The following is a 25,178-nucleotide window of genomic DNA, read 5'->3' on the forward strand; positions in this document are numbered from 1 at the left end:
ATCATGATCAACGCGGCCGGGACGCGCGACGTTACGGGGTTGTGAGCGGCGCGGGCAGCAGCGCGGCGAACCGGGCCGGGTCGTGGACGGCAGCCGCCTGCCGGGCGCGCCGGCTCTGCTCGGCGAACAGCGCGGGATCGTCGCGGTAGCGGGCGATCAGGGCCTCCACTTCGGACCGGGTGCAGTACACGGCCGCCTCGCCGTAGAAGGCCTCGTAGCGCGGCGGCATCACGACGACGCAGCCCTGCGCCGCAGCCTCGAGCGCCGGCCGCGAATACCACTCGGCCGACTCGCGCGGCGGGAAGTGCAGGTAGAAGTCGAGCTGGTGCAGGAACGGCCGGGACTCGAGGTCGGCGGCCTGGTAGCCGAGCCAGGTGGGAGCGATCGCGATGTCGCAGGTGCCCGCGGGCCGGTCGGGCAACCGCACCCGTACGTCCACCGACGGCAGCCGCCGCAGCACGGCGAGCGCGTCGGCGGCGTCGGGCGGCCAGTTCGCGGCGTCGCACAGGTCCATGCCGACGATCGAGGGTCCGGGCGAGGCGCTCGTACGGTCGGCGACCCACCCTGCCTGGGCGAGCGCCACCGGCCAGTCCTGTTCGCCCCAGGACACCGTACGCACGGACGCCCGCACCCCGCCGTCCTGCGGCATCCACACCGGGTCCGCCCCGAACAGCCGCCGCACCGCCTCCGTGCACGTCGCCGGGTCGTAGCGCCGGTCGCTGCCGTCCGCCCGCACCGGCGCGCGGTCCGCCACGATGACCGCGCGCGACGCCCGTACGGCTGCGGTCTCTCCTCCGGCGAACTGCAGCACCGCGGCCTGGCGCACCACGAGCAGTGCCACTTCCGCCGGGTCGTCGAGCGGGAGCCGGTCCACCACGCCGGCGTTGACGAGGTCCTGCACCGGCGCCGCGAGCGGGATCCGCCGCACCTGCATCGCCCGGTACGAGTCGAGCTGCACCACCGCGACCCGCAGCCCCGCGGCGGCCAGCGCCCGCAGCTCGTCCACGGCGGTCCGCTGCGTGCTCTCCAGGAACCGCCAGTCCGCGACCATCACCACGTCGTACGCCCGGTCGCGGACCGTGCCCAGCAGGTGGTCCGGCGCGGGGAAGGGCCGGTCCGAGCCGTCCGCCGGCCGGTACGCGGGCGCCCGCCGGTTCGCGATCAGCTCGTGGTGCCGCTGATAGGCCGACATGTACGCGGTCCGCGCCGGGTGCATCCAGTGCGCGCGGATCTCGGAGCGCGACAGCGAGCCCGCCGAGAGCCGGATCAGCGCGAGCGGCGGCGAATCGAGGTGCCGTACGCGTCCGGCGCCGAACGCGGCCTGGATCCGTCCGATGTACTCGGAGTCGGCGGCCTTGCGCAGCCGGTCGAAGTAGCCGACCGTGCCCAGCACGGCCCCGCGCCGCAGCATCAGCGACGACGGGTTGAACCGGCTGCTGCGCACCCCGGGACGGGTGCAGCGCAGGTCGTCGGTGACGGCCAGCCCGTCCGAGGTGGTGGCGACCAGCCGGCGGTCCTCGAGCAGCGGCCGCACCTGCAGCTCGACGCGCCGCGGGTGCGACCAGTCGTCGGAGTCCTGGAACGTGGCGAACTCCCCGCCGGCCGCGTCGAGACCGGCGTTGCGGGCCGCGTACGTCCCCGAGTTGACCGGCATCCTGATCAGCCGGATCCGGTCGCCGAGCGCCACCGCCTCGCGCAGCACCGGCTCGAACTCCGGCGGCGAAGCGTCGTCCACGACGATCACCTCGAGGTTGGCCCAGCTCTGCGCGAGCAGCGAGCGCACCGCGGTGATCAGCCCGCGGTCGGGGCGGTAGGCGGTGACCACCACCGAGACCCGGTGCGGCCCCTCCACGCGCTCGGGCGCCTCGGCCGTCAGCCGGTCGAACGGCGTCCCCTCCCCGTCGGCCACCACGGGCGCGGGCGCCGGCAGCAGCGCCCGCAGGGACCCGTTGGGCAGGTCGGCCTGCAGCGCCGCCCGGGCGATCGCGTCGATCTTCCCGTAGCGCCGCAGCAGCTTGCGGGCCCGCTCGGGATCGCTCAGCAGGGCGAGCTGCGCGTGCAGGGCCTGGTTGGCCGCCGTGAGCGACCGGGCGCCGCACGCCCGCCGGGTCAGCTCGAACAGCGCCAGCGCGTCGTCCCGGTCGCCCGGCAGCAGCTCCTGGAGCCCGATCGTGTGCGCCAGCGCGGCGACCAGGCCGGGGTCGATCCGCCGCCGGATCCGGCGCAGCCACCGCCGGTCGCCGTCGCGGGCCGCCCGCAGCAGCTCGCCGAGCGTGCCGTGCTCGCCGAGCGCGGCGCGGGCCAGCAGTTCGCGGGCGTCGAGCGAGCGGTTGCGGCAGGCGGTCGCGATCAGCGCGGACCGGAGCCGGGGGCCGGCCGCCGTCACATGATCATCGAGGAGGTCGGGGAAGGATGCCTTCAGTCCGTCTTCGGGCGGGGGGTGGGGTGGTCGGAAGGGCACGAATCGTCAACGCGCGCACGGCGACGGCGGTGACGTACCCCTTTTCAGACAGCGGCGAGCACCGTGGCGGCCACCCGATCGCGCTCGGCGGCGTCCGCCCACGAGCCGACCAGGTAGAACGCGTCCACCACGTCGCCGCCCAGCGTGGAGATGCGGGCCGCGCGCACCTCGGCGCGGGCCTCGTCGAGCGCGGTTGCCACCCGGTAGAGCAACCCCGGCGAGTCGGCCGCGCGCAGCTCGAGGACGGCCGCGTCGGTCGCCACGTCGCGCTGCCACACCACCCGCGGCGAGGCCGTGCCGCCGCGCGCGCTCATCGCCCGCGCCCGCACCCGCTGGGTCACCGAGACGTCGCCGGCGGCCACCCGCCGCAGGTCGGCGGCGAGCGCGACCGGGTCGTACGGGCTGCCGTAGCGGGGCTGGGTGTAGAACTCCACGATCGCCCGGCCCTCGACGGTGCTCGCGTTCGCGCCCACCACGTCGAGCCGGTGCATCGCCAGGCAGGCGGCCACCGCGGCGAGCAGCCCCCGCCGGTCGGCCGCGGCCACGGCCAGCCGGTCGCCGTCGAGGTGCACCGCCGGCAGGCCGCCCTCGAGCAGCTCGGGGTCGGGCGCCGGCGGCTCGGGCAGCTCCCCGGTGTGCAGCGCGGTGTGCACCCGGCTGACCAGCTGGGCCATGAGCCGGCCCTTCCAGTCCGACCAGGCGGCCGGGCCGGTGGCCTGCGAGTCCGCGCGGGCCAGCGCGTGCAGCAGCTCCAGGGTGGTGCTGTCGCCGACGGCCCCGGCCACCGACGAGATCGTCATCGGGTCGTCGAGGTCGCGGCGGGTCGCCACGTCGGGCAGCAGCAGGTGCAGCCGCACCATCTTCTCGATCGTGGCCACGTCGGCCGGCGGCAGCCCCACGCGGGTGGCGATCTCGGCGGCGATGGGCGCGCCCACCACGCTGTGGTCGCCGGGCAGGCCCTTGCCGACGTCGTGCAGGAACGCGCCGAGCAGCAGCAGGTCGGGGCGTTCCACCTCGCGGGTGTGCGCGGTGGCCTCGTACGCCGCCTGCACCAGGTGGCGGTCGAGGGTGAACCGGTGGATCGGGTGGTGCTGGGGCAGGCTGCGCAGCCGCGCCCACTCGGGCAGCCACGCGTCGATGAGCCCGTACCGGTCGCAGGTCTCCCAGGTGGGCAGCAGACCGGGGCCCGACCCGAGCAGCGAGACCAGCGCGGCGCGAGCCGCAGGTGGCCACGGGGCGGGCAGCGGCGGGCAGAACGCGGCCAGCCACTCGCTGGTGGCCCGGGCGATCGGCAGCTGCACGGTGGCGGCCGCGGCGGCGACCCGCAGCGACAGGCTGGGGTCGGGCACCGGGCCGATCGCGGTGCGGGCGAGCACGAGCTCGCCGTCCTGCTCGACCACGTCGCGGGCCACCGGGCGGCGTACCGGCGGGCCGCCGGGCACACCGCGCCGGCGCCCGCTGCGCAACCGGTCGGCCGCGCGCCAGGCGTCGTCGAGGGCATGGGCCACCGTACGGGCGTCGCCCGCCGTCCGGCGCAGCAGCGCGTCGCCGTCGTCGAGCTCCAGAAGCTCCGCCACCGCGGCCCGCTCCTGGGCGACGAGCCGGTCGACGCGACGCCCGACCGCCAGGTGCAGGGCGTCGCGGGTGTCGAGCAGCCGTAGGTTCGCGGCGCGCACCGCCGGGCGCATCGTGTCGGCGACCCCGGCGCGGCCGATGGCGCGCAGCAGGGTCACGTCGCGCAGCCCGCCGGCCGCCTCCTTGAGGTCGCCCTCGAGCAGGAAGGCGAGCTCGCCGTGGCTCGCCCAGCGGGCGGTGGTGAGCTCCCTGAGCTGGGGCAGCAGCCGCACGGCGGTGCGCCGCCACTGGTCGCTCGCGGCGGCGATCAGCTCGGCGGCCAGGGTCGCGTCGCCGGCCACGTGGCGGGCGTCGAGCAGGCCGAGGGAGACCTTGACGTCGTCGTGCGCGACCGACAGCGCCTCCGGCAGCGTGCGCACGGAGTGGTCGAGGCCGAGCCGGGCGTCCCAGATCGGATACCAGAGGTCGGCGGCGATCCGGTCGATGCCGGCCGCGCCGTTGTGCAGCAGCACGAGGTCGAGGTCGCTGTGGGGGGCGCAGTCGCGCCGGCCCAGCCCGCCGACCGCCACCAGGCTGACGCCCGGCAGGTGGCTGGGGAACATCCCGCGCAGCCAGGTGTCCAGCGCCGCGGCCCGCTCCTCGCGGGCCGCGGCGCCGATGTGCTCGCGGAGCTTGTCCGGCGAGCCACCGGCCGGCGCCTGGGGCGGGGCCGGTGGCTCGTCGGGCATGCGGGTCATGTCGGCCGATCAGAGCGCGTCGAGGCCGCGCTCGCCGGTGCGGACCCGGATCACGTCGTCGACCGTCGTGACCCAGACCTTGCCGTCGCCGATCTTGCCGGTCCTGGAGGCCGTGACGACGGCGTCCACGATCTTGTCGACGTCGATCTCGTCGGTCACCACCTCGACCTTGATCTTGGGCAGGAACTCGACCGTGTACTCGGCGCCCCGGTACACCTCGGTGTGGCCCTTCTGGCGCCCGTAACCCTGTACCTCGCTCACGGTCAGGCCGGTCACGCCGAGCGCGTGCAGAGCCTCCTTCACCGCGTCGAGCTGGTACGGCTTGATGACCGCGGTCACCAGCTTCATGCTCAGTCCTTCCCTGGGTGCAGTCATAGGAGAATCTAACCAGCGACCTTCTGGCTGACGTCGGCCTTGCCGTCGGCATCCACCGCGGCGCCGGGCTTGAGGCCGGCCATGGCGAACGCGCCGCCGCTGCCCGAGCCGCTCGCCGGGGTGAGGTCGTAGCCGGTCTCACCGTGGTCGGCGATGTCGATGCCGCCGATCTCGGCCTCGTCGCTGACCCGGCCGAGCTTGACGGCCTTGAGGAACAGCGCCAGGACGGCCGCGATGACGAACGAGTAGACCGTCACCACGAGGCTGCCGAGGAACTGGCGGCCGAGCTGGGTGACGCCGCCGCCGTAGAACAGGCCCTCGCTGGCGTTGAGGATCGCGGAGTCGGTGATGCCGGCGTTGACCTGCGCCGTGGCGAACAGGCCGATCGACAGCGAGCCGATCCAGCCGCCGACGAAGTGGACGCCGACCACGTCGAGCGAGTCGTCGTAGCCGAAGCGGTACTTCAGGCCCACGGCCAGGGCGCAGACCGCACCGGCCACGAGGCCGATGATGATCGCGGCGAACGGCGCGACGAAACCACAGGCGGGGGTGATCGCGACCAGGCCGGCGACCGCGCCGGAGGAGGCGCCGACCATGGTCGGCTTGCCGTCGCGCAGCCACTCCACGACGATCCAGCCGAGCAGGGCGGCGGCCGTGGCGACCTGGGTGTTGATGAAGGCGAAGACGGTGGTGCCGTCGACGGTCAGCTCGGAGCCGGCGTTGAAGCCGAACCAGCCGAACCACAGCAGACCGGCGCCGAGGGCGACGAACGGCACGTTGTGCGGCCGCATGTTCTCGCGCGGCCAGCCGATCCGCTTGCCCAGGATCAGCGCGAGGGCGAGCGCCGCGGCGCCGGCGTTGATGTGCACCGCCGTGCCACCGGCGAAGTCGAGCGCGCGGATCTTGGCGCCGATGAAGCCGCCGCCCCACACCCAGTGCGCGACCGGGATGTAGACGATCGTGAACCAGCCGAGCGCGAACAGGACCCAGCCGCCGAACTTGAAGCGGTCCGAGACGGCGCCGCTGATCAGGGCGACCGTGATGATGGCGAACATCATCTGGAAGGCCATGAAGGCGTACGTCGGGATGCCGGTGTTGGCGCCGAAGAACAGCCACTCTTCGGTGATCTTGTCGGTGCCGGTGCCGAAGTACGAGAAGTTGCCGATGATGTTGTTGAGGCCGGAGCTGCCGTTCACGCCGAACGCCAGGGTGAAGCCGTAGATGACCCAGAGAACGCTGATGAGCCCGATGCACGAGAAGCTCATCATCATCATGTTCAGGACGCCCTTGGACCGGTTGAGGCCACCGTAGAACAGCGCCAGACCCGGAGTCATGAGCAAAACGAGCGCAGACGACAGGAGCAACCAGGCGGTATTGCCGGTGTCGATCTCCACGCTGCCTCCTCTCGGAAATGTTGGTGTCTCACACACAGCCATGGGCGGCGTCGCCGGTCGGCCGGTTTCGTGACGAGAGACTTCCGTTCCGAGGTTTCACGCACGGTCTACGCTCGATTTCCGGCGCGTGACGGACTGTTTCGTACGTGTGAAGAAACTCTCACCGCTGCCGCTCAGCGGAGGGCGTACTCCAGCGTGTGGCGCTCGTAGTCGAGCAGGCGCAGATCGCGCATCGGGCGCCGCAGGTGCCCCTTGTGAACAATGCGAACGAACGCGGGGTCGCCGGCCGCGGCCATGCGCCGGATGCCCTCGACGTGGTCGACGATCCGCTTGCGGATCGTGCGCACCAGCCGGTGCCGGTCGCGCGGGATCAGGCCGTAGGCGTCGGCGAACAGCCGCAGGCGGCGCGGGCGGTTCGGCCTTTTCCACCCCAGGGTGTACGAGTCCCGGTCGCTGAACAGCGGCACCCAGGTCCAGGCGGCGTACGCCACGTCGTAGATGCGCGCGCCCGGCGAGGCCAGGTCGAAGTCGATCAGCGCGAGCGTGCCGTCGGGCCGCCAGACCACGTTGTGCGGCGCGGCGTCGTGGTGGCAGATCACCTCGGTGTCCGGCGGCGGCGGGCCGAACGAGCGCCACACCGCGCCCGGCGGCGGGACGAAGCCGTACTGCGCGTCGTGGAACATCCGCAGCATCGTGGCGACGGTGACCAGCGCCTCCTCGGTCACCCAGTGCGGCGCCAGCGGGTATTCGCCGCACTCGCCGTCGAGGTACGACAGCACCTCGCGGCCCTTGTCGTCCATGCCCAGCGCGTGCGGCGAGCCGGTGAAGCCCACCCGTTCGAGGTGGTTGAGCAGGGCGTGCACGGCCGGCGTCCACGGTCCGGCATTGCGCCGGACGGTGTCGCCGACCTTCGAGACGGTGCTGACGTTGCCGCCGTGCAGCGGAATCTCCCGCTCCTGCGTCACCAGCACCTCCCCGTCACGATCGCGCCCGAGCCCTGAGCTGAAGCCTACGCGGCGCTGCCAAGCAGGGCGTCGACGAACGCGGCCGGCTCGAACGGCGCCAGGTCGTCCGCGCCCTCGCCCAGCCCCACCAGCTTGACCGGAATGCCCAGCTTGCGCTGCACGGCGATGACGATGCCGCCCTTCGCGGTGCCGTCGAGCTTGGTGAGCACCACACCGGTCACGTCCACCACTTCGGTGAACACCCGGGCCTGCTCGAGGCCGTTCTGCCCGGTGGTGGCGTCGAGCACGAGCAGCGTCTCGTCGACCGGGCCGTGCTTCTCGACGACCCGCTTGACCTTGCCCAGCTCGTCCATGAGCCCGACCTTGTTCTGCAGGCGGCCGGCCGTGTCGATCACCACGGTGTCCACGCCGACCTCGATGCCGCGCTTGACGGCGTCGAACGCCACGCTGGCCGGGTCGCCGCCCTCGGGGCCGCGGACGGTCTCGGCGCCCACGCGCTCGCCCCAGGTGGCGATCTGGTCGGCGGCGGCCGCGCGGAAAGTGTCGGCCGCGCCGAACAGCACCGACCGGCCGTCCGCGATCAGCACCCGGCCGATCTTGCCGCAGGTGGTGGTCTTGCCGGCGCCGTTCACGCCGACGACCAGCATCACCGCGGGACGGCCGTCGTGCGGCAGGGTCTTGAGCGTCCGGTCGAGGCCCGGCTCGAGCGCGGCGACCAGCTCCTCGGCGAGCTGCTCACGGACCTCGCCGACGGTGCGGGAGCCGAGCACGCGGACCCGCTCGCGCAGCCGCTCGACGATCACCTGGGTGGCCTCGACGCCGACGTCGGCGCCGATCAGGCTGTCCTCGATCTCCTCCCACGCGTCCTCGTCGAGGTGGTCGCGGGAGAGCACGCTGAGCAGGCCGCGGCCGAAGATGTTCTGCGAGCGCGAGAGGCGGGCGCGCAGCCGGACCAGCCGGCCGGCCGTGGGCTCCGGCTTCTCGAAAGTGGGCGCGGCCGGCTCCTCGACGACCGGCGCCTCGATGAGGGGAGGCAGCTCCTCGTCCGTCGTGGGCGGCACGACCAGCGGTGGCGTGTCGACCGTCGGCCCCGCGGCGGGCGGCCTCTCCAGCGTTGTCGTGCCTCCGGCCGCGGGCGGAGGCGGCAGGTCCCGGCGGCGCATGCGGGGCACCACCAGGCCGACGGCGCCGGCCAGCAGGACGACGAGCAGGATCACTGCGGCGACCACGTATTCCATAGCCGAAATCCTGACAGATGTGCCGCCGGGCCGTGGCGTCGGAGCCTCACTGGCGACTTGTGGCACACGTGAAGGAGGATGGGGACCCCCTCGAACCCCGCGTGGAGGCTCTCCCGTGCGTCACACCCCGGCGGCCGCCCGGTGACCGCTCACCTGCTGATAGGCCCGCTGCTACGCCGCGTGACCGGCGACCGGGCCACCGTCTGGGTCGAGACGACCGAGCCGGCCCTCGTGCGCGTCGAGGCCGAGGGCGGCGGCTCGGGCTCCGCGCCCACCTTCAGCGCGTACGGGCACCACTACGCGCTCGTCGTGGTCGAGGGTCTGCGCCCCGACGCGGCCAGCGCCTACGAGGTCCACCTCGACGACCGGCAGGTGTGGCCATCGCCGGAGTCGCCGTACCCACCCCCGGTCATCCGCACCCGGCCCGCCGACGACGCCGCCGCCCCCGTACGCATGATCTTCGGCTCGTGCCGGGAGGCCACGCCGCACGCCACCGGGCGCAAGCTGCCGCCCGACGCCCTCGACGCGTACGCCCGGCGGATGATGGCCGACCCGCAGAACCCCGAGCTGCGCCCCGACCTGATCGTCCTGCTCGGCGACCAGGTCTACGCCGACAAGACCTCGGCCAAGGTGCGCCGCTTCCTGCGCCGGCGCCGCCCCGCCGGGCACGACGCCCCCTCCGACCAGGTCGTCACGTTCGACGAGTACACCAAGCTCTACCTGGAGTCGTGGCGCGACCCCGAGGTGCGCTGGCTGTTCGCGACCGTGCCGACCGTCATGATCTTCGACGACCACGAGCTGATCGACGACTGGAACACCTCCCAGTCGTGGCACCGCGAGATGCTCGAGCAGCCCTGGTGGATCGAGCGGATCACCGGCGGGCTCGCGTCGTACTGGGTCTATCAGCACCTGGGCAACCTCAGCCCCGACGAGCTGGCCGCCGACCCGCTCTTCCAGAAGGTCACCGCGACCGACGACGCCACCGACCTGCTCCACGAGTTCGGCCGCACGGTCGACAGCGGCGAGATCCCCTACCGGTGGAGCTACGCCGTCGACGTGGGCCGCACCCGGCTGGTGATGCTCGACAACCGCTGCAGCCGGGTGCTCACCCCCGAGCGCCGCGAGATGCTGCCCGCCGACGAGTGGAACTGGTTCGTCGACCAGGCCCACGGCGAGTACGACCACCTGGTCGTCGGCTCGTCGCTGCCGTGGCTCATGCCGCCCGCGATCCACTACCTCGAGGCGTGGAACGAGCGCGTCGCGGCGTCCCGGCGCCCGTTCGTGGCCGGCGCCGCCGAGAAGCTGCGCCGCGCGGTCGACCTCGAGCACTGGGCGGCGTTCGGCCGCTCGTTCGACGCGCTGGGCGAGCTGTTCCGCCGGCTGGGCGAGGGCGGCACCGGCGCGCCCGGCCACCGCGTGGGCGCCGGCGGGGCGTACGCGGCGCCCTGCACGATCAGCGTGCTCAGCGGCGACGTGCACCACTCGTACGTCGCCGAGGCTCACTTCGGCACGCGGATGGCCACCCCGGTCATGCAGCTCACGTGCTCGCCCGTGCACAACCAGGTGCCCGCCGTGCTGCGCCCGTTCATGCGGTTCAGCTGGTCGCGCGCGGCGGCCCACGGCGTCCGGGCCCTGGCCCGCTCGGCCGGTGTCCGCCGCCCCGCGTGGTCGTGGAAGCGGCTGGCCGGCCCGTACTTCGGCAACGCGATCAGCACGCTGAAGCTCGACGGCCCGCGCGCGACCGTCCGCGTCGACGGCACCAGCAAGGACGGCAACCTGTTCGAGGTGGCCGCAGTCTCGTACCCGGAGAGTTCTTCATGACATGGACAGCACCCAAGCCCTCCCGCACGGGCGAGCCCCACACCGGCCCGGAGCGCGCCATGCTCCAGGGCTGGCTCGACTGGCACCGGGGCACCCTGCTCGCCAAGTGCGCCGGCCTCACCGCCGGCCAGCTCAAGCAGGCATCGGTGCCGCCGTCGAACCTCACGCTGCTCGGCCTGGTCCGCCACCTGAGCTACGTCGAGCGCGTCTGGTTCCGCGAGCGCGTCGCCGGCGACCCCTCGGCCACCCCGCTGTACGTCACCGCGGATCGCCCCGACGCCGACCTCGAGGACGTGGCAACGGCCGACGCGGAGGAGGCATTCGCCGTCTACGCCGAGGAGTGCGCGGCCGCCGACCGCGCCGTGGCCGGGTTCGACCTCGACCAGGAGTTCCCGATGAAGGGCGGCCACGGCTCGCGCAGCCTGCGCTGGGTCTACCTGCACATGATCGAGGAGTACGCCCGCCACAACGGCCACGCCGACCTGCTGCGCGAACGCGTCGACGGCGTCACCGGCGACTGAGCCGGCCGCGGCGATCAGGCGAGGTCGAGCGCCTTGCGCAGATAGTCCAGGTGCTGCGTGCCGGTCCAGCGGTACGCCGACAGGCCGGCCACGCGCGCCCCGCGTACGGCCCGGTCGTCGTCGTCGATGAACAGCAGCCGCTTGGGCTCGTAGCCGATCGCGAGGCAGGCCTTCTCGAAGAACTCGGGGGCCGGCTTGTGCACCTTGAGCTCCCACGAGCTGATCACCACGTCGACCTCGTCCGCCAGGCCGAGCGCGTCGAGGTCACCGCGCAGGCGGTCGGTGGCGTTGGTGGCGAGGCCGACCTTGCGCCCCGCGGCGCGCACCTCGCGGACGAACGCCAGCACGTCGGGGTCGGGTTCGCCGCGGTACGCCTGCCACTGCGCGACGGCGGCCCGCGCCGCGTCGATGTCGAGCGGCAGCCGCGACGCGACCAGCTCCATCCACTCGGCGTCGGTGATCTCGCCGGCCATCGCGGGGCGGTAGATGTCCCACGACATCGCCGTCTCCAGCAGGGCCGCCGGGGGAAGCCCGTTGTCCACCTCGGCGGCGATCATCGGGGCCGGGTCCCAGCGGCGCAGCACGCCGTCCAGGTCGATGAGCAGGGCCTGGGCGCGCTCGCGCGGCATGGGGCTCAGTCCTCCGATTCGTGCTTCAATCGCTGGCTGATCACCTGGGTCACACCGGCGCGCATCGTGACGCCGTACAGCGCGTCCGCGACCTCCATGGTGCGCTTCTGGTGCGTGATGATCAGCAGCTGGCTCTTCTCCCGCAACTGTTCGAAGAGCGTAATCAACCGGCCCAGGTTGACGTCGTCGAGGGCCGCCTCCACCTCGTCCATGATGTAGAAGGGCGAGGGGCGGGCGCGGAAGATGGCACAGAGCATCGCCACCGCGGTCAGCGACCGCTCGCCGCCGGACAGCAGCGACAGCCGCTTGATCTTCTTGCCCGGCGGACGCGCCTCGACCTCGACGCCGGTGGTCAGCATGTCCTCGGGGTCGGTCAGCACCAGCCGGCCCTCACCGCCCGGGAACAGCACCTGGAACACGGTCTGGAACTCGCGGGCCGTGTCCTCGAACGCGGTGGTGAACACCTCGAGGATCCGGTCGTCCACGTCCTTGACCACGGTGAGCAGGTCCTTGCGGGTGGCCTTGAGGTCCTCGAGCTGGTCGCTGAGGAACTTGAACCGCTCCTCGAGCGCCGCGAACTCCTCCAGCGCCAGCGGGTTGACCTTGCCGAGCAGGGCCAGGTCGCGTTCGGCCTTGTTGGCCCGCTTCTCCTGCGTGGGCCGATGGAAAGGCACCGGCTCCGGTACGGGCTTGCCGTCCTTCTCGGCCTGCGCCACCTCCGCCTGCGTGGGCGGCACGGGCTGCTCCGGCCCGTACTCGGTGATCAGCGTGTCCACGTCGAGCGAGAAGTCCTCGGCCGCCTTGGCCTCGAGCTGCTCGATGCGCAGCCGCTGCTCGGCGCGGGCCACCTCGTCGCGGTGCACCTCGCTGGTGAGCCGCTCGAGCTCGGCGACCAGCCGCTTCGCCCCCGCCCGCACCTCCTGGAGCTCTGCCTCGCGCAGCGTGCGCGCCTGCGCCAGCTCGTCGCGCACCTCGATGGCCGCTTGCAGGGACACCCGTACGCGGGCAAGCGCCGCAGCCGCACCCAGCGCGACCGCCTTCGCGATCTCCGCACCGCGGGCCCGGGCGGCGCGGCGGGCGGCGGCGCGCTCGCGGGCCTGCCGCTCGGCGTTCGCCTGGCGCAGCAGCGAATCGGCGCGGCCCGCGATCGAAGCGACGCGCTCCTCGGCCGTACGGACCGCCAGCCGCACCTCCATCTCGTTCTGCCGGGCCTGGGGCACCAGCGCGGCCAGCCGGTCCCGCTCGTCGGTGGAGGGCTCCTCGTCGATCGGGGTGGCCTCGGCCAGCCGCAGCCGCTCCTCGAGCTCGGCGACACGCATCAGGTCGGCCTCGCGCGCGGACTCCGCCTTCTGCCGCGCGGCCCCGAGGCGCTCGGTCTCGGCCTTGGCGGATCGGGCGGCGGCGCCCAGCTCGGCGAGCCGGCGGGCGGCCGCGTTGCGCTCGCCCTCGGCGGCGCGCTTGGCGGCGGCCGTGACGGTGACGGCCTCCTTGTGCTTGGCCACCTCGGCGCGCGCCCGGGCCAGCTGGTCCTTGAGCTCGCCGATCGACTCCTCGGCGGCGATGCGGCGGGCCTTCGCCTCGTCGACCGCGGCCTGCACCTCGAGATAGCTGGTCGCCTTGCCGGAGCCGCCGGCGGCCGCGTACGCCCCCAGCACGTCGCCGTCCGGGGTGACCGCGCGCAGCTCGGCGTTGGACGCGACGAGCGCGACGGCGGCCGCGTGATCGGGCACCAGGACGACGTCGCGCAGCGCGCGGTTGAGCGCGGGCCGCACGGTGTCGGGGCAGCCGATCACGTCGGGCGCCCACACCGCGCCCTCGGGCAGGCTCGGGCGCAGCGCGTCCAGCGAGCCCTGCATGCCGGGCCCGGCCGGCGACGCGACGACCAGCGCGGCACGCCCCGCGTCGGCGATCTTGAGCGTGCGCATGGCCTCGACGGCCTCGTCCACTCCGGAGATCGCGACCGCGTCGGCCAGCGAGCCCAGCGCGGCGGCCAGCGCGGCCTCGTGCCCGGGCCGGACGGTGAGGATCGACGCCAGGCTGCCGAGCAGCCCCGGCACCTCGCCGGCCTTGGCGAGCAGCGCGCCGGCGCCGTCCTTGCGCTTGAGGCCGAGCGCGAGCGCCTCCTCGCGCGCCTTCCAGCTCGCCGCGTCCTTCTCGGCGGCCCGCTCGGCGTCGGAGAGCTCCTTGACGACCGCGGCCGCCCGGTCGTGCTCGGCGACCGCCTCGGCGTGCCGCTCGTCGAGCTCCACGTTGTCGCGGTCGGCCTCGGACGACTCGGCGGCCACCGCGTCCACCTCGGCCTGCGCCGCCTCCGCGCGCATCATCGCGTCGGTGTGCGCGGCGGCGAGGCGTTCGATCTCGTCAGTGGCGCCCTCGGTGCGCGCGCGGGCCGCGTTCACGTTGCCCGTGAGCTTGGCGAGACCCTCCCGGCGGTCGGCGATCACCTTCGCGGCCGTACGCAGGGCGCCCTCCGCGGCCGCGAGCTGGCGCTCGAGGTCCTGGCGGTGCTCGATCGCCTCGGCCAGCCGCATCTGGTCGTCGGTGAGCGCCTCGCGCAGCTCCTCCTCCTGCTCGCGCACCCGCTCCGACTCGGCCACGAGCTGGTCGGGGTCGCGGCCCGGCCGCTCCTCGTCGGGCGCGGCGGCCAGGTGGCGCAGCCGCTCGGTGGCGAGCTGCTCGGTCGAGCGGAACCGCTCCTGCAGCGCGGACAGCTTGTACCAGGTGTCCTGCGCGGCCTGCAGCAGCGGCGCGTCCTCGGCGTGCGCGAACTCCAGGTCGGCGAGGTGGCGCTGCACCTCGCGGTTCTCCTCCTCCACGTGGCCGCGCCGCTCGCGCATCGCCGACTCGTCGGCGATCTCCTTGTCCAGCGTGGTACGCAGCGTGTGCAGGTCGTCCGCGAGCAGCCGCAGCCGGGCGTCGCGCAGGTCGGCCTGGATGCCGGCCGCGCGCCGCGCCACCTCGGCCTGCTTGCCGAGCGGCTTGAGCTGGCGGCGCAGCTCCGCGGTGAGGTCGGTGAGCCGGTTGAGGTTCACCTGCATGGCGTCCAGCTTGCGGATCGCCTTTTCCTTGCGCTTGCGGTGCTTGAGGACGCCCGCGGCCTCCTCGATGAACGCGCGGCGGTCCTCGGGCTTGGCGTGCAGCATCGCGTCGAGCCGCCCCTGGCCCACGATGATGTGCATCTCGCGGCCGATGCCGGAGTCGCTCAGCAGCTCCTGGATGTCGAGCAGCCGGCACGCGTTGCCGTTGATCTCGTACTCGCTGGCGCCGTCCCGGAACATGCGCCGGGTGATCGACACCTCGGTGTACTCGATCGGCAGGGCCCCGTCGTTGTTGTCGATCGTGAGCGTCACCTCGGCGCGGCCCAGCGGCGCCCGGCCGGACGTGCCGGCGAAGATGACGTCCTCCATCTTGCCGCCGCGCAGCGCCTTGGCGCCCTGCTCCCCGAGGACCCAGGCGATGGCGTCGACGACGTTCGACTTGCCGGAGCCGTTCGGGCCCACCACACAGGTGATACCCGGCTCCAGCCGCAGCGTCGTAGCGGAGGCGAAGGACTTGAAGCCCTTGACCGTCAGGCTCTTGAGGTGCACGGATCTCCGAGGGTCAGTCGATTTCTGCTTCGGCGCAGATTACCCCCGCAGCGAGCCGGCAGCCGTACCCGCCGCTCCGCGTTACCCAGAAACCGGACAAAAACCCCAGTACGCCACCGTGGGCGCGAGGGCAAAAAGATGCGCGCCGCCACGGGGTGGAGGCGCGCGATTTCCGGGGGTGCGTCTTTGGTGCGAGGGGAAAGCTGTGGCCGCCAGGGCCGTGGGTCACACGGGAGCGGCGGCCGGCGGAGCTCAGGTCAGCGCGGGCTCGGTCAGGCGCGCGAAGTCGTCTGCCTCGGCTGCGGCAGCCGCGAGACGATCGTTTTCCGCCCGGAGACGGGTGACCTCGAACTCCAGGGCCTGCACCCTGGAACGCAGACGGGTGACCTCGTCGAGCAGGCGCCGGTCGGGCGCCGCACCTACGTGGCCAAAGAGGGCCTTCGCCATGGTGACTCCTTGAGAAGCACTGCTTCTTCTTGTGGATAGCGTTGCCGGAGAGGCCGACCAACGCGCGCCCAGCATGCACCGCAGAACTGCGCTCAAGGGCACGCTTGAGCACAGAATCATGCACCCTAGGATTGGTTTCTCAGGGTGCAGATCGCTCATGTCCAACACGAACCGGGCACGAGTGGGCGCGACTGGCGACATCTCTATAGTCCGCCGATACCCAAATTCCGTCAAGCGCTGCGGAGGCGTCGCGCGCCGGGGAAGCAGTGAATCATGCCACCCCAGTGGCCGTCATCAGGATAAACGGCCGCTCGACAGCAGCTCCGGGCCCTCAGCATCCCCTCACGCCGCCCCGTAGGCAACGTCGGATTTTGGCACGCCCGCCCGCTCGATCGTCCAGCTGCCGGCCGCGCCTTCCGACGGACGGTTTCACTCGATCGCAACCCGGCACACATCTTCGGTCGCCAACCGACGGTTTTCGCCGCTCGGCTTGACCGCCGCACCGCTGTCGCCGCAGCCCACAGGGATCGCGGTCGCACCTCTGGTTGTCACATGGCGCACAACGCATCCCCGGCAACGGCTGCACTACTGCCAGCACCGGCCACATTGTTCGCTCCGGACCGGCGACAGCCCATTGGAGAGCGCGCCCGATCGACTGCAAGGCACCGCCGGCGGGGGCAGGCGATGCCGGAGCCGCGACGGGCAGCGCCTCCTCGTGAGCGGTTGGCGGGGTGCCAGTTCCTGACAAGCGTGAGCCGCTGACGTGTGCCAGCTCCTCAGAAGCGTGAGCGGCTTACAGGTGCCCGCTCCTGACAGGCATGAGTGGCTGACGGGTGCGACCTTCTGACAGGCACGCGCGGTTGAGTCGGAGTGGCCGGACTGGCGGGCATGGGCGGCGGACCGGGGTGGGCAGCCAAGGAGGGTGGCCGACTGACGGGCTTGAGCGGCTGAGAGGCGCGTGAGCGGCTGCGGAGCGCGGGCGACTGAGGTATGTGGCCGACTTACGGCTCGCGGCTGAGAGGCGCGGGCGACTGAGGCGTGTGGCCGGCTACGGGACGCACGGCTGAGGGCGTCAGCGGCTGAGGCGTGTGGCCGACTTACGGGACGCACGGCTGAGGGCGTCGGCGACTGACCGTGTGGGCGATGCGGCGGGGCGAACTGGTGAGGCGGCGCGGGGCGGGGCGGGTGGCCTTGGTGAGCGGGATGGAGGGTTGGGCGGGCCGCGGGGTGGGTGAAAGAAGAACATTGCTTCGTGTTCGGAAAAGTGCGTTTCGGACATACCGGGTGGCAAATCGGGTTAAAGGTGCGTAATTGTGTCGCCTACCCGACACGGGTTTGCGGGCGGGTGGGGGTCTGTCGTTGCCCCCAGCGTGAATCCGACCCCGTCGCGCGAGCGCATTTGTTTGCTCACCGGCGGCGGGTACCCGTACCGGCGGGATGCCCTCAGCGGATGGTGCCGCACCCTCGTCGAAGGGTTGCGGCGGTTTCGCTTCGAGCTGCTCACCGTCACGGATCGGGAACCGCCGTCCGCACCCGCCTATCCCCTCCCGCTCAACGTGGTCTCGGCTCGTGCCGTCGCCATCGGGCTGGGTCCGGGGCGGCGGGAGAGCCGGTACGAAAGCCGGCACGACCAGCCCGGAATCTGGCACAGGGGACCGCGGGGCAGCTGGCACCCCGAGTACGAGAGCGAGCACGACTTGCGGCTCGACGACTCGAGCGAGGCCGACGAGCTCGGCAGGGAAAGGGGCGAGGCCGGAGGACCCGGCGGGTGGAGAGGTGATGCCCGAGAAAGCGGCGGGTGGAGAGGTGATGCCCGAGAAAGCGGCGGGTGGAGAGGTGAGGCTGGAGAGCCCGGCGGGGCAAGGGATGAGGCTGGAGAGCTCGGCTGGGCCAGGGAAGAGGCTGGAGAGCCCGGCTGGGTGAGAGGGGCGGCTGGAGAGCTTGGCTGGGCAAGGGATGAGGCCCGGGAGCCCGGCTGGGCCAGAGGTGCGGCTGGAGAAGCCGGCAGGGGAAAGGGCGAGGCCGGGGAAAGAGGCCGGACCGGAGAACCCGGCGGGGAGAAGAGCGGCGAGGCGGGGCGGGAGAAGGAAAAGCGGAAGGGCTGGGGCTGGGGCCGGGACAAGGAGGAGCGCGAGCGCAGCAAGGCCGTGGCGGCTCTGCTCTGCGGCGGGCTGATCGGCGAGCGGGAGGACGCGGAGGAGGTCTTCGCGGACGGGCTCCGGCGGCTCGCGGTGGACCCGGGCGCGCTGGCCAAGCTGCCGCTGAGCGATGCCCTGCTGGACGCGTGGCGGACGGGACACGTACGGGATGGGGAACTGCCGCTGCCCCGGCTGAGCGTGCGCGATGCGCGGACCGCGGCCACGCTGCTCCGGCACGCGCTGGGGGCGCTGGCCGTCGACGTTCCCCGGGCGGACCTCGTGCACTGCATCGGCGGGACGACCCCGCTGCTGACGGCGCTCGGTGGGCGCTGGCGTCAGGGGGTGCCGCTGCTCGTCACGGAGGCGCGGGCGCCGGTGGCCCGGCACAAACCGCACGAGGACAGGTTGTCGCCTGCGGTGCGTACGGTCCTGCGGCGGTTCCGCGGGTCGGTCGCGCGCACGGGATATGCCGAGGCCGACCTGGTGGCGCCGCTCAGCGCGTACCACCACAGCTGGGCGCTGCGGCACGGGGCGCGCGCGGCGAAGCTGGTGCAGGTGCCCGCGGGGGTGGACCCGTCGGAGTACGAGGACGTCGCCGAGGCGGGGCCCGCGCCGGCGGTGGTCTGGGCCGGCAGCGGCGGTGCGGACAGCGGGCTGGTGCCGCTGCTCGCCGCGTTCGAGCAGGTCGCGGCGGCCGTGCCGGGGGTGGTGCTGCACCTGGTCGGGGTGACGGCCGCGCACGAGGACTACTGCGCGGAGCAGATCGAGCGTACGGGGCTGGGACGCGCCGTCCGCCTGCATCCGCTGCCCGCCGATCCCCGCGACCGGTACAGCGCGGGGCACGTGGTGGCGCACGTGCCCGGGCCGGCCGATCCGCCGTACCGGTTGATCGAGGCGATGATGTCCGGCCGCGCGATCGTCGGTGTCGACGTCGGGCCGGCCGCGGAGACGCTCGGCGACGCGGGGGTGCTGGTGCAGCCCGGCGACCCGGCCGAGCTCGCGATCGCCGTGGTGGACCTGCTGCGCGCGCCGGACCGGCGGCGGGCGCTGGGCGAGGCGGCCCGCGAGCGGGCGCTCACCCACTTCACCACCGACCGGGTCGTCCGCGTCTACGGCGCGCTCTACACCGATCTGGCGGCGCCGCCACCGCCGCCCTCGTACGAGCTGGCACTCGCCGTGCCGGCCCCGCGGTCCGAGCCGCCGGTCACGTTGCGCTGGCTGGTCAGGGAAAGGCAGGACGGATGACGATCACCCCCGCACGGTCGCGCACGGCCCGGCGCTCACGCCGGCGCGCCGACGACGCCCCCCGGCACGCGCTGCCGCCGAACGACGAGTGGCCGCCCCCGAGAGAGACGAACGACGAGTGGCCGCCCCGGAGAAACACGAAGGAGGAGTGGCCGCCCCCGCGAGAGACGGACGAGGAGTGGCCGGCTCCGAGCACGACGAACGAGGAGTGGCCGGCCCCGAGCAGGACGAGCGACGAGTGGCCGCCCCCGCGAAAGACCAACGACGAGTGGCTGCCCACGCGAGACACGAACGAGGAGTGGCCGCCGCCGAGGAGGACGGGCGAGGGTTCGCCGTCGAGGGAGGCGGCGCGCCGGTCCGGCGAGAACGGGGCGACCCACCGCGGTGAGACGGACGGGGCGACGGAGACGCCCCGCCACGAGGAACGGCACGCGGCAACGCACACCATCGGGGAGCGGCCGCGGCGGATCCGGCGGATGGCGCCGGCGGAGAGCGAACCGCAGCAGGCGCCGGAGGAACTGCCCGGGGCGGTCGCGGAGCAGCCGGAAGCATCGGGAGCGACCGAGCTGAGGTTCCGGTACGCGGCCCGGTCGCACCGCGCCAAGCCGAGCCGCGCCTACCTCTGGGCGGCGCTGGTGCGGTGCGCGCTCTATCTCGGCCCGCTCAGCGTGGCGGCCGCCGCGGCGCAGCCGCTGACCCGGGTGGCGTGGCCGGTGCCGCTGGTCACGCTGCTGCTGGGCTGGTCGGCGGCGCAGTTCCTGACCTGCACGGGCGTCTCGGTGGCCCACCGGGCGGGGGCGGCCGCCGCCGCGCGGCACGTGGGCTGCGGGTTCGCGGCGGTGGCGGGGCTGTGGTGCGCGCTCGTGTGGGTGGCGCCCTCGGCGCTGCTCGGGCCCGACCGTGGGCTCGCCCTGGTGGTCGGGCTGGGCGGCATCGGCACGCTGGCCACGGTCACCGCCGCCCTCGTGACCCGCGCGGAGCCGCGGCTGGTGCTGTGGAGCCTGCCGTGCTGGCTGCTCGGCGCCGCCGCGCTGGTGGCCGACACGTACCCGGTGCCCATCGGCACGCTGCTGCCGGCCGCGATCGTGGTGCCGCTGGTGCGGGCGTTCCGGCCGGTGGTGGTTCCGGGCGTACGCGGCCGGCCGCCCCGCCTCACCTCCGCGGAGGTGCGCCGCGGCAGCGCGTACCTGGTCATCGGCGCCTCGCAGGCGGTCTGCGTGGGCCTGGTCTGGCAGGCCGGGCCGTCCGGTTCGACCGCGCCGTTCTGGCTGCCGCTGCTGCTGGCCGTGCCGATCCTCGAGGCGCTGATCGGCTGGCACACCGGGCAGGTCGAGGCGGGGCTGGACGCGGCGGAGAACAGCGACGACTACCGCCGGCACGTCCGCAGCGTCACGCTGATCACGCTGACCGGTCTGGTACCGCCGTTCGCCGTGGGCGTCACGCTCGCGCTCACCGCCTATCGGCTGCCCGCGGGGCTGCCGGCGCTCGCCCACACCCAGGCCGGTGTGCTCGGGCTGGCGGGCGGCACCCTGCTCGGCGGCGTCTTCGCCATCACGTACCTGCTGGCGGCCCGCGCCCGTACGGGCATCGCCGCCACCCTGGCCGCCGCGCCACCGCTGGTGACCGCGGCCCTGCCGATCCTGCCGCTGCCCTCGTCCGGCCCGCTGCCGGACGCCGTCGCCGTGCTCGCCGCCACGCACCTGGCGGGCCTGATCGTCGTAGCCCTCACCGCACAGCCCGCGACCACCGACGACTCCAGGAGAACACCGTGAAGACCCTGTTCCCCCCGTACGCCCACCCGTCGCCCGGTGTGCCGCTGGACGGCGACACCTGGATCGTGCGCGACGTGCCCGGCGAGCGGCGCTCGCTGCACCAGTCGCTGGGCCGCATCGACCTCGACTGGGGCAGCCGTTCGCTGGCCGACGTGCTCGCGGACGTGGACGCCTGGCGCGAGGACGGCGCCGAGGGGCTGTTCCTCGACCGGGCGCCGGCCGGCTCGGGCGGCGTGGGCCCGGTCGCCCTGACCGTGCGCCTGGCAGCCCGCCGCGGCCTGCACCGCGTGGTGCTCAACCCGGGCGTGCCCACCCACCCGCTCTACCGGGACCTGGGCGTGCGGATCTGCACGTTCGAGGGCCCGTGGTCGTCGTACCAGAGCTGGGACGGCGACGGGTCCCGCCCGGGCGACGGCCACCTGGTGCACGGCGTGCCCACCCCGCTGCTCACCGCCGCGCGCCGGCTGATGGGCCGGCGCGGCGCGGGGTTCGGCGTGGCGACCGACGCCAGCCCGTACGTCAGCGCCGGGTCGTACGCGGGCGGGGCTGGCAGCGCGGACAGCTGAACGACGAGCGGTTCATGAACTGCTCGCGGCGGATCGGCGTGCCGCACCGGTGGCACGGCTGACCCTCCCGGCCGTACGCGTTGAGGGACCGGTCGAAGTAGCCGCTCTCGCCGTTGACGTTGACGTACAGCTCGTCGAAGCTCGTCCCGCCCGCGACGATGGCTTCGGCGAGCACGTCCCGCACGTGCGCGAGCAGACGGCGTACGGCCGGTCTGGTCAGTTGATCGGTCAGCCGTGCGCCGTGCAGCTGGGCGCGCCACAGAGCCTCGTCGGCGTAGATGTTGCCGACGCCGGAGATGAGCGTCTGGTCGAGCAGCGCGCGTTTGACCTCGGTGTGCTTGCCGCGCAGCCTCGCGACGAAGGCCTCGTCGTCGAAGAGCGGGTCCATCGGGTCGCGGGCGATGTGCGCGATCTCGTCCGGCAGCTCGGCGCCGCCCTCGGAGACCGACAGGCCGCCGAACGTGCGCTGGTCGACGAAGCGCAGCTGCGGTCCGCCGTCGGTGAACGTGAACCGGACGCGCAGGTGCTTCTCGTCCTCGGCGTCGGCGGGCTGCATGAGCAGCTGGCCGCTCATGCCGAGGTGGCCGATGATCGCGTCGCCGGAGTCCAGCGGGAACCACAGGTACTTGCCGCGGCGCGACACGTCCACGATCGTGCGGCCGGTGAGCAGGGCGATGAAGTGCGCGTCGCCGGTCAGGTGCCGGCGGATCGCGCGCGGGTGGCGCACCTCGACGGTCCGGATGGTGCGGCCGGTGACCCACTTGGCCAGGCCCTGCCGCACGGTCTCGACCTCGGGCAACTCGGGCACTGCTTCTCCCCCTGTTACAAGGTGTACGGCCAGACGGCGACCAGGTAGGCGCCGTACCAGAGGCCGAAGGCGGCCCACGCCGCGATCGACAGCACCGCGACCCGCGGACGGGCCCGCGCGGCGGCGACCGCGGCCGGAAGCAGCGTCAACAGTACGGGCACCAGCAGCCGCGGCTTCGAGTGGTAGAAGCCGGCCTGGCCGTAGACGAGCACCATCGCGATGACCCCGTAGACGGCCAGCGGCGCCCAGGGCCGCCGGACCAGCGCCACCGCGGCCGCTGCCGGCGCCGCGAGCAGGATGAACGCGACGCTGACCGGCACCCAGCCGTCCCCGGTCGACAGCGTCGTGCCCAGGAAGCGCAGCGTGCTCGACCCGAAGTCGAAGGCGGTGCCCCAGCCCGCCGCCTGGATGCGGAACCACGCGCTCGGGTCGCCGACCCGCAGCCCCACCCAGGCCAGGAACAGCGGCACCCCGGCGAGCGCGACCACGGCGGCGCCCAGCGGCTGCCACGCCTTCTCCCTCGACTCGCGGACCGCCAGCAGCGCGGCGACCGCCAGGGCCACGGCAGCGGCGGCGCCGGTCGGCCGGGTCAGCGCGGCGAGCAGGCCCAGCAGGCCCGACGCCCACCACACGCGGCGGTGCGCGGCCACCAGCATGCCGGCGACAAGGGCGAGGAAGGTCCCCTCCGAGTACGCCATCGAGAAGACCACCGACACCGGGGCGCTGAAGCAGATCGCCACGAGCGTCCACCCGGTGCGCTTGTCCCGCAGCGAGGTGCCGAGCAGGTGCACCGCCACGGCTGCGCCGATCGACGCGAGCCACGCCACCACGAGGGCGGCCGTGTGCGCCTCGATGCCGAGCGCCGCGACGAGGCGGATGAGCATCGGATAGACCGGGAAGAAGGCGAGCTCGTTGCCCTCCATCCGGCCCGCCGGGTCGTACGTGTAACTGTGCGGATAGCCGTCGGTGGCGACCCGCAGGAACCAGCCCGCGTCCCAGACCAGCAGCCGGTTCCGTACGCCGATCGGGTCGTCGCCGGCCGCGTCGAGCCAGCCCAGGATCACCAGCTGCGCGATCCGGGTCAGCGCGAAGATGCCGACCGCGGCGCCCACGCCGCGCCACCCGCCGGCGAGCTCCCAGAGCCGGGAGCGCTCCTTGGCGGCCAGGCTCACTTATCGAGCTCGTCGGGCTTGTCGAGCAGGGCCCCGTCGGGCTCGCTGGTGCGCTCGGTGAGGATGCGCCACGCCGCGGCGGCCGCGCGCTGCTCGGCCTGCTTCTTGCTGCGCCCCTCGGAGCCGCCGTAGCGCTCGCCGGCCACCACGACCCACGCGGTGAACGTCTTGGCGTGGTCGGGACCGGAGTCCTCGATCACGTAGTCCGGCACGCCCAGCCCGAGGGCCGCCGTGAGCTCCTGCAGGCTGGTCTTCCAGTCCAGCGCGGCGCCCCGGCCGGCCGACTCGGCCATCAGCGGGTCGAACAGGCGGTGGATCACCTCGGCCGCGACGTCGAGCCCGTGCTCCAGATAGATCGCGCCGAGCAGCGCCTCGAGCGTGTCGGCCAGGATGCTCGCCTTGTCGCGTCCGCCGGTCGTCTCCTCGCCCTTGCCCAGCAGCAGGTGCCGGCCCAGCCCCTCGGGGCCCAGGCCGCGGGCCACGTCCGCCAGCGCGTGCATGTTCACCACGCTGGCGCGCAGCTTGGCGAGCTGGCCCTCGGGCAGGTCGGGGTGGTTGTGGAACAGCGCCGAGGTGATCACGACGCCGAGCACCGAGTCGCCCAGGAACTCGAGGCGCTCGTTGGTCGGCAGGCCGCCGTTCTCGTACGCGTACGACCGGTGGGTCAGCGCCCGCTCGAGCAGCTCCGGCTCGAGGGGCACGCCGAAGGCCTCCTCCAGCGGGAGGGTCGGCGGCCGGCGACGCTTGTCGTTCATGAAGCACCTCGTTGTGTTTCGATCATCTCGGCCATCGCCGCGACCGCGGCTTGGCGATGTAGCTGGGCGGCGAACGCGATGCCCGCGGCCACGTCCGGTCCGGAGGCGGCGCCGTGACAGACGACCACGGTGCCCGAGACGCCGAGCAGCAGGGCCGCGCGCGGCGGGATCGCGGGATGCGGCGGGCCGACCTCGGCGTACGCGGTCTCCAGGCCCTTGAGCAGCACGTTGCCGGTGAAACCGTCGGTCACGACGACGTCGGCGATCTCGCCGGTGACCACGTCGGCGCCCTCGACCAGGCCCACGTAGCGGCCGCCGCCGGGCAGGTCCAGGGCGGCGAGCAGGGGCGGGAGGGCACGGCGCAGGCGGTCGCCCTTGCCGCGCTCGGTGCCGATGGTGAGCAGGCCGATGCGGGGCTCGGCGATGCCGTGGACGACCGAGGCGTACGCGGAGCCGAGCCGGGCGTGCATGGCGACGGTCTCCTCGTCGGGGTCGACCGAGGAGCCCACGTCGAGCAGGACCAGGCGGCCGGCCCTGGTGGGCAGCACGGCGGCGAGCGGCGGGCGGCGTACGCCCGGGCGGCGGCCCAGGCCGAGCGCGGCCGAGGTGACGGTGGCGCCGGTGTTCCCAGCGGAGAGCACGGCGTCGGCTTGGCCCTGCGCGACGGCGAGTACGGCGGAGCGCACCCCGGACTCGATCCAGCTGTCGACCGGAACGCCCGGGGCGATGGGCAGCGTGCTGATCCGGGCGTGGTCGCCCGGCGCGAGGGCACCAAGAATCTCGTCGGCAGCTTCGAGCGGGCCGACGAGCAGCAGGTGAAGGGCCGGATCGGCCTCGCAGGCGCGCAGAGCGCCGTCAACCACGACGGCGGGAGCGTGGTCCCCGCCGAGGAGGTCGACGGCGATCCGCGCGGCGCCCGGCTCCCCGACAGACAGCTGTCCGGAAGCCGTGGCGCCGATCGGTCGCCTGTGC

18 protein-coding genes and 1 pseudogene are annotated in these 25,178 nt (G+C 73.6%); 6 read left to right on the plus strand and 13 right to left on the minus strand.

The features are described 5' to 3' along the window. Positions 1-31: 31 nt before the first annotated feature. The 6 genes from ACSNN8_RS06575 to ftsY all read right to left on the minus strand — a co-directional run bounded on the left by ACSNN8_RS06575 (position 32) and on the right by ftsY (position 8,745). A complete protein-coding gene (locus tag ACSNN8_RS06575) occupies positions 32-2,386 on the minus strand; it encodes a glycosyltransferase family 2 protein (protein WP_436647583.1) in 2,355 nt (784 codons plus the stop codon). Between the two features lie 119 nt (positions 2,387-2,505). Continuing rightward, on the minus strand, positions 2,506-4,773 hold the full coding sequence (locus ACSNN8_RS06580; protein WP_436647584.1) for a [protein-PII] uridylyltransferase: 2,268 nt from the start codon (positions 4,771-4,773) through the stop codon (positions 2,506-2,508). A gap of 9 nt (positions 4,774-4,782) precedes the next feature. Next, entirely contained in the window at positions 4,783-5,121 is a 339-nt protein-coding gene (locus ACSNN8_RS06585) for a P-II family nitrogen regulator (protein WP_436647586.1), read from the minus strand. A gap of 35 nt (positions 5,122-5,156) precedes the next feature. Further along, positions 5,157-6,482, minus strand: coding sequence for an ammonium transporter (locus tag ACSNN8_RS06590; protein WP_436649437.1), 1,326 nt, complete (start codon positions 6,480-6,482; stop codon positions 5,157-5,159). A 233-nt stretch (positions 6,483-6,715) separates the two neighbouring features. Continuing rightward, positions 6,716-7,507, minus strand: a complete 792-nt coding sequence (locus tag ACSNN8_RS06595; RefSeq protein ID WP_436647588.1) for a phosphotransferase — start codon at positions 7,505-7,507, stop codon at positions 6,716-6,718. Between the two features lie 44 nt (positions 7,508-7,551). Further along, a complete protein-coding gene (gene ftsY / locus ACSNN8_RS06600; RefSeq protein ID WP_436647589.1) occupies positions 7,552-8,745 on the minus strand; it encodes a signal recognition particle-docking protein FtsY in 1,194 nt (397 codons plus the stop codon). A gap of 141 nt (positions 8,746-8,886) precedes the next feature. Between ftsY and ACSNN8_RS06605 the strand changes: the two genes are divergently transcribed. Further along, positions 8,887-10,566: an alkaline phosphatase D family protein gene (locus ACSNN8_RS06605; protein ID WP_436647590.1), complete on the plus strand. Its 1,680-nt coding sequence runs from the start codon at positions 8,887-8,889 to the stop codon at positions 10,564-10,566. After that, on the plus strand, positions 10,563-11,087 hold the full coding sequence (locus ACSNN8_RS06610) for a DinB family protein (protein WP_436647591.1): 525 nt from the start codon (positions 10,563-10,565) through the stop codon (positions 11,085-11,087). The genes ACSNN8_RS06605 and ACSNN8_RS06610 overlap by 4 nt, the downstream gene beginning before the upstream one ends. Positions 11,088-11,101: 14 nt before the next feature. Here ACSNN8_RS06610 and ACSNN8_RS06615 read toward each other — a convergent pair whose 3' ends face one another. The 3 genes from ACSNN8_RS06615 to ACSNN8_RS06625 form a co-directional block, all read right to left on the minus strand. Further along, positions 11,102-11,716, minus strand: a complete 615-nt coding sequence (locus ACSNN8_RS06615; protein ID WP_436647592.1) for an HAD family hydrolase — start codon at positions 11,714-11,716, stop codon at positions 11,102-11,104. Positions 11,717-11,721: 5 nt separating this feature from the next. Further along, a complete protein-coding gene (gene smc, locus ACSNN8_RS06620) occupies positions 11,722-15,303 on the minus strand; it encodes a chromosome segregation protein SMC (RefSeq protein WP_436647594.1) in 3,582 nt (1,193 codons plus the stop codon). A 252-nt stretch (positions 15,304-15,555) separates the two neighbouring features. Further along, positions 15,556-15,750, minus strand: a complete 195-nt coding sequence (locus tag ACSNN8_RS06625) for a hypothetical protein (protein ID WP_127497323.1) — start codon at positions 15,748-15,750, stop codon at positions 15,556-15,558. 1,370 nt (positions 15,751-17,120) lie between these two features. On the opposite strand from ACSNN8_RS06625, the pseudogene ACSNN8_RS06630 reads away from it, so the two are divergent. The 4 genes and pseudogenes from ACSNN8_RS06630 to ACSNN8_RS06645 form a co-directional block, all read left to right on the plus strand. Beyond that, positions 17,121-17,318: pseudogene (locus tag ACSNN8_RS06630) on the plus strand (DUF3492 domain-containing protein); the annotation flags it as partial. Between the two features lie 579 nt (positions 17,319-17,897). Further along, positions 17,898-19,133 (plus strand): glycosyltransferase, encoded by a 1,236-nt coding sequence (locus ACSNN8_RS06635; RefSeq protein WP_436649439.1) that lies wholly within the window; start codon positions 17,898-17,900, stop codon positions 19,131-19,133. Beyond that, a complete protein-coding gene (locus ACSNN8_RS06640) occupies positions 19,130-20,905 on the plus strand; it encodes a hypothetical protein (protein WP_436647596.1) in 1,776 nt (591 codons plus the stop codon). The genes ACSNN8_RS06635 and ACSNN8_RS06640 overlap by 4 nt, the downstream gene beginning before the upstream one ends. Next, positions 20,902-21,471, plus strand: a complete 570-nt coding sequence (locus ACSNN8_RS06645; protein ID WP_436647598.1) for a spherulation-specific family 4 protein — start codon at positions 20,902-20,904, stop codon at positions 21,469-21,471. Before ACSNN8_RS06640 ends, ACSNN8_RS06645 begins: the two co-directional genes overlap by 4 nt. Here ACSNN8_RS06645 and mutM read toward each other — a convergent pair. From mutM to ACSNN8_RS06665, 4 genes are read right to left on the minus strand one after another with little or no spacing between them, the layout of a single operon-like run. Then, positions 21,425-22,279, minus strand: coding sequence for a bifunctional DNA-formamidopyrimidine glycosylase/DNA-(apurinic or apyrimidinic site) lyase (gene mutM, locus ACSNN8_RS06650; protein WP_436647599.1), 855 nt, complete (start codon positions 22,277-22,279; stop codon positions 21,425-21,427). The genes ACSNN8_RS06645 and mutM overlap by 47 nt on opposite strands. Positions 22,280-22,293: 14 nt before the next feature. Beyond that, positions 22,294-23,451 carry a hypothetical protein gene (locus ACSNN8_RS06655; RefSeq protein WP_436647601.1) on the minus strand — a complete coding sequence of 386 codons (1,158 nt, stop codon included), beginning with the start codon at positions 23,449-23,451 and terminating at the stop codon, positions 22,294-22,296. Beyond that, complete coding sequence (gene rnc / locus ACSNN8_RS06660; RefSeq protein WP_436647602.1) at positions 23,448-24,206, minus strand: ribonuclease III; 759 nt, start codon at positions 24,204-24,206, stop codon at positions 23,448-23,450. The genes ACSNN8_RS06655 and rnc overlap by 4 nt, the downstream gene beginning before the upstream one ends. Continuing rightward, on the minus strand, positions 24,203-25,165 hold the full coding sequence (locus tag ACSNN8_RS06665) for a phosphate acyltransferase PlsX (protein WP_436649441.1): 963 nt from the start codon (positions 25,163-25,165) through the stop codon (positions 24,203-24,205). The genes rnc and ACSNN8_RS06665 overlap by 4 nt, the downstream gene beginning before the upstream one ends. Positions 25,166-25,178: the final 13 nt, after the last annotated feature.

The sequence above is a fragment of the Actinoplanes sp. URMC 104 genome (assembly GCF_051386375.1).
Taxonomy (GTDB): domain Bacteria; phylum Actinomycetota; class Actinomycetes; order Mycobacteriales; family Micromonosporaceae; genus Actinoplanes.